Origin of the sequence: Bacillus sp. JJ783 (assembly GCF_036963225.1) — a bacterium.
In the GTDB taxonomy this organism is placed as follows: Bacteria; Bacillota; Bacilli; order Bacillales; family Bacillaceae_G; genus Bacillus_A; species Bacillus_A cereus_U.
This window is the reverse complement of record NZ_JBALMG010000235.1, coordinates 1-2,051: the sequence shown is the minus strand read 5'-3', so window position 1 is coordinate 2,051 and position 2,051 is coordinate 1. Positions and strand designations below refer to the sequence as shown.

The window sequence follows — 2,051 nt, the reverse complement described above, 5'->3', positions numbered from 1 at the left end:
GTCTAGAATGCGGTCAATATTTCTGGCGATGCAATTTGTGCAATGATTGTTTCAAAATCAGAAGAAAAATATAATACGGATCAATCTGCAGCATCTTAAATCAAAAAGGAGTGAAATGATTCACTCCTTTTTTGACTTGCTTCCTTTTTTCGAACGATATTCTTTTCCTTTGTTATCATTACCTGTTTCAAATTCAGCACTAAACTCCTGCTGGAATTGCCCTGATTTTGGTGAACCTTGATTTCCACTTCCTTGACTACCATTACGATTCGTCATATTTCCCCCTCCTTCCTTTATTAGTAGTATGGCGCTCTATCTTTTTTCATACACATTTTATTTTTTATCATCTATTACACACAGAAGAAGACCTTCCATATATGAGGAAGGTCTTCTTTTTCATTAGGTAAGCGTTTTCTTACTTGTAATTATTTAAATAAGTTTTTTAGAAATAGATATCATTACATTCATTTCTTCTTCTGAAAGTGAGGAGAATCTTTCTTGTAAATATTTCTTTTTCTCACCTTCCATTTTCGCAACTAAGTCTTTCCCTTGTTCTGTAATCTCTAAATATACAACTCGGCGATCTGATGTAGAACGTGAACGAGTTACAAAGCCTTTATTAATTAATTTTTCTGTAACAGCTGTAATATGACTATTCGACACATTTAATTCATTAGCTACACGTGATACCATTTCTTTATTCGTACGATTCAATATTCTAAGGACGATGAACTCATTCCACGGTATGTAACCACCAAATATTTTTCCAATATCATTACGCAACGTGCGAAACATAGAAAAAACATTTGTCGATAGTTCTTCCATTAATTGCTCTCTATTTTGAGACAACTTTGACAGCCCCTTTTATTTCATTTAGTTAAATAAAAACCTTATTAATAATTTTACATGAAATCTTACTTTTTGTCACCTTTTTTTCCCATAATTCGTACTTTTTTAATATATATTTCATGTTACAATGAAGTTAATTTCCAGAAAAAGGAGTTGGAATAGTGAGTGAAGAAGACAAGTTTTCTAATCTCAGTCTAAAAGATAAGACTATTATTATTGGTTTTGTTATTCTTATTCTCATTATATTCTTTGCATTTATATTCTTTGTATATGTAGGAATCTTTCAAATCACAGGTATAGAATATTCATCACGAACAGCTCTACTACTCTTTTTTTTACTTATCCTTTTCTTAGATGGTATTACATATTTTATATTCATTTTCTTTAAAGTACTCCTACATCCAATGATGACAAGTATGCCTAATTGGCTCTCGATTGCTCTTCTCTCCATTATTGAAATTACGTTAGATTGGTTCGTCATTCATACCGCTGACGACTGGATAGAGAGCGTACAAATGTCAAATACAGCTGAATTATATGTCGCACTATTCCTTTTCACACTAAATACATTATTAAGTGATAAGAAAGAGTAAGAATACAAGCTTTTCTATATAAAAATTGGTACAATAAAAACAAATCATACTAAAGAGGTGTTACTTATGAACTTACAACAATGGGCTGATAAAGGTATGTCCTTTGATACATATGTGAATGAAATGAAAGTAAACCAATACGAGCTACTACACATTTACAATAACTTTTTAATTCCAAATGAATTACTTCCTGTATTAGAAGAACGCCAAAATGATGGCTGGCGCGTTATCGTATTAACAGCTGATTGGTGTGGTGACGCTCTTTTATGCGTACCTGTTATGAAACGAATTTCTGAAGTTGCAAATATCGATATGCGATTATTAATTCGTGATGAAAACTTAGAATTAATGGATCAATACTTAACAAACGGAACAGCACGTGCGATTCCAATCTTTATTTTCATTGATAAAGATGGAAATGAACAAGCCGTCTTTGGACCACGCGCTCCAAAAGTACAAGAATTAGTAACTTCCATGCGTGCTACATTGCCTGAAAAAGAAGATCCAACATTCGAGGAAAAACAAAAAGAAATGTACGCTAATTTCCGTGCTACATTAGCTGATGATACTTCTCTTTGGGAACATGTAATGGAAAGCATGATTGAAAAA

4 protein-coding genes are annotated in these 2,051 nt (G+C 32.3%); 2 read left to right on the top strand and 2 right to left on the bottom strand.

Annotated features, from left to right (window positions below):
• Positions 1-120: 120 nt before the first annotated feature.
• Both V7038_RS28905 and V7038_RS28900 read right to left on the bottom strand, forming a co-directional pair.
• Complete coding sequence (locus V7038_RS28905; protein WP_002149538.1) at positions 121-276, bottom strand: hypothetical protein; 156 nt, start codon at positions 274-276, stop codon at positions 121-123.
• 153 nt (positions 277-429) lie between these two features.
• Positions 430-849 carry a MarR family winged helix-turn-helix transcriptional regulator gene (locus V7038_RS28900; protein ID WP_002202663.1) on the bottom strand — a complete coding sequence of 140 codons (420 nt, stop codon included), beginning with the start codon at positions 847-849 and terminating at the stop codon, positions 430-432.
• Positions 850-1,010: 161 nt separating this feature from the next.
• On the opposite strand from V7038_RS28900, the gene V7038_RS28895 reads away from it, so the two are divergent.
• Both V7038_RS28895 and V7038_RS28890 read left to right on the top strand, forming a co-directional pair.
• On the top strand, positions 1,011-1,442 hold the full coding sequence (locus tag V7038_RS28895) for a YrvL family regulatory protein (protein WP_002202664.1): 432 nt from the start codon (positions 1,011-1,013) through the stop codon (positions 1,440-1,442).
• A 33-nt stretch (positions 1,443-1,475) separates the two neighbouring features.
• The coding region (locus tag V7038_RS28890) for a thioredoxin family protein (protein ID WP_335696043.1) at positions 1,476-2,051 on the top strand (576 nt) is incomplete at its 3' end.

What these genes read in the sequence shown, in the direction of transcription:
- V7038_RS28905 (WP_002149538.1), bottom strand. Translation starts at nt 276, where the DNA reads ATGACGAATCGTAATGGTAGTCAAGGAAGTGGAAATCAAGGTTCACCA.